Below are 2,546 nucleotides of genomic sequence, written 5' to 3' on the forward strand. Positions count from 1 at the left end.
GCCTCACCTTCAACAACACCGACTGGAACATTGCGCAGCCGGTCACCGTCGTGGCAGGAGAGGACGCTGACGCCACGAACGACAGCGCCACCCTCAGCCACACTGCTGCTGGCGGCGGCTACAACAGCGTCACCAGCAACGTGGCGGTGACCATCACGGATAACGACATCCCAACGGATGTCCTCACCGAGGCCGTGAAGGCGGTGCAGGTGCGTGTTGGCCGCACCGTCGCCCAGCAGGTGGTAAATGCCGTGGAAGGACGTTTCAGCGCCAATCCCCACGCCGGTCTCACCCTCACCGTGGCGGGGGAAGAGCTTACAGGCGCCACGCCGTTGGCGGAGAACGCAGGGGCATTATCCAAGGTGTTGGGGTTCGAGAGTGTGAGTGGTCAGCAACTGGCGCAGGGTTCTTCCTTCTCCTTCTCCCCCCGGATAGCAGCCGGGCAAGGGGTGGAGGAGGGGGCAACACCCCGGCTTGCCGTCTGGGGTGAAGGGGCGCTCTCCTCCTTCCGTGGGCAGGAAGCCACCCTCTCCCTGACTGGGGACGTGAGCACCGCCCTGGTTGGCGCGGACTGGCGGACGGAGCGCTGGCTGGCTGGCGCTGCCCTCTCCCACTCCTGGGGCAACGGCGGCTACGAGGGAGAGGGGGACAACGATGGTGATGCAGACTCCAGCAGCACCCTACTTGGCCTGTTCCCCTATGGTCGTTACGCCTCACCCCCCGGCTGGGCGTCTGGGCCGTGGCCGGGTACGGCCGGGGCAAGCTCTCCGTCAAACCGGATGACGGGAGCAACAGGGAGTACCGGGCCGGGAGCACCATGGTGATGGGCGCCGTGGGGCTGGATGGCTTGCTCATCGATGGCGGCGCCGAGGGGCTGAGCCTCACCACCACCATCGACCTGCTGAGCCAGAGGACCACCACCGAGCAGGTGGATGCTCTCTCCTCCAGCGAGGGCAGCGTCTCCCGGCTGCGGGTGGGGTTGGAGGCGGGCCGCCCCTTCCCCTTGGCCAATGGCGCTGCCCTGCTCCCCTCGCTGGAGGTGGGCATGAGACAGGACAGCGGCGATGGGGAAACCGGCTTCGGGCTGGAGGTGGGGGCAGCTCTGGCATGGAACGATCCACAACGGGGCATCAGGGGTGAACTGAAGGGCCACACCCTGGTGACCCACATAGCGGAGGAGTTCCGGGAGCAGGGCTTGGCCCTCTCCTTCGCCTGGGACCCCTCCCCCACCAATCGGGGACCCTCCCTTGCCCTGGGTCACGCCATGAGGGCTACTGCATCCGGCATGGATGCCCTCCTCAATCCCACTGTTCTGGAGGGGTTGGACGACGCCAGCAACAGCCACCAGTTCAAGGCGGAGTTCGCTTACGGCTTCCCCGCCCACAACAACCGCCTCACCATGACCCCGTCGCTGGCGGTGGCGCTGGCCCCCACCGGCAGGAGCTACGGTATGGCCTGGTCCCTGGCCCCCTACTCCCAGCAGGGCCGGACGGAACCTTGGGAAATTGCCCTGGAGGGGAAGCGGGAAGAAAGCAACTCCGCAACATCCCCTGTGGATCATTCTCTGGGGCTGCGCTTCTCCCTCCCCTTCTGATGATCCATCTGAGGGGCGCCGCGCCGCCCCTCTCTCGTCAGGCCCCGCTTTTGGCCAGTGTGAGGGAGCCCCTTCAGGAAGACCTTCCCGTGTAGCGCAGCAGGCAATGCCGCAAGCGGTTGGAGATCATCGGTGCTGCCGGCGGTACTCCTGAATCCTTGAAGTCCTTGTAAGGCGGAGACAGGAAGAGCGCCATAGGGAGGGCCTGGCCCACGGCAGGCTCCATGCAAGCTGGCTGCATCTCCACTGGAGCGGCTGTCCCCAGTGCGCCGAAGGCTGGCGCTGGCGCCTGCGGATGCCGTGCTCAGGCGCCAGGCGTCCGCAGCCGCCGCAACAGCCCCTGAAAGCATGGGGGCGGTTCCGCCGAGCAGACAATGCGCTCCTGGGTGAGGGGATGATCCAGACCCAGTTCAACGGCATGGAGCATCTGACCGGGCAAGGCCATGGGCAGGCGGCGGCAGCGGCTGTAGAGGGGGTCCCCCACAATGGGATGCCCCCCGTGGCTGCAATGGACGCGGATCTGATGGGTGCGGCCGGTCTCAAGCTGGAAGTGCGCCAGGGAGTAATCCCCCAGTCGTTCCAGCACCCGCCAATGGGTGCGGGCCTGCCGCCCGCACTCCTCGGACACGACGGCGTAGCGGCGCCGGTCCACGGGATGACGGCCAATGGGGCCGTCCCATACGCCCTCCTCCCGGGGCAGAACCCCATGGACAAGTCCCAGGTAGCGGCGGCTGCAACTGCGCTGGGCAATTTGCCGTTGCAGGCTCATGAGTGCGGCCTGGCTCTTGGCCACCACCATGCAGCCGCTGGTGTCCTTGTCCAGGCGGTGAACAATACCGGGGCGCATCTTGCCGCCGATGCCGGGCAGGTCGGGGCAGTGGGCAAGCAACCCGTTCACCAGGGTGCCGTCCCGGTGACCGGGTGCAGGGTGGACCGTGAGGCCGGCGGGCTT

Annotated in this window: 3 protein-coding genes; 2 read left to right on the plus strand and 1 reads right to left on the minus strand. The window is 67.1% G+C overall.

Translation table 11 applies throughout. The annotated features are described in order from the left end of the window. On the plus strand, positions 1 to 824 hold an 824-nt coding region (locus tag BG35_RS13240; protein WP_034418234.1), incomplete at its 5' end, for a hypothetical protein. Then, the gene (locus tag BG35_RS0108975; RefSeq protein ID WP_152535262.1) at positions 740 to 1,594 is read left to right on the plus strand and encodes a hypothetical protein; all 855 of its coding nucleotides are present in this window, start codon (positions 740 to 742) and stop codon (positions 1,592 to 1,594) included. The genes BG35_RS13240 and BG35_RS0108975, both read left to right, overlap by 85 nt. Before the next feature lie 304 nt (positions 1,595 to 1,898). Here the strand turns inward: BG35_RS0108975 and BG35_RS0108980 are convergent. Next, a partial coding sequence (locus BG35_RS0108980) for an RluA family pseudouridine synthase (RefSeq protein ID WP_025782552.1) occupies positions 1,899 to 2,546 on the minus strand: 648 nt, incomplete at its 5' end.

It is taken from the genome of Candidatus Synechococcus spongiarum SH4, from assembly GCF_000586015.1.
GTDB lineage: Bacteria > Cyanobacteriota > Cyanobacteriia > PCC-6307 > Cyanobiaceae > Synechococcus_B > Synechococcus_B spongiarum_F.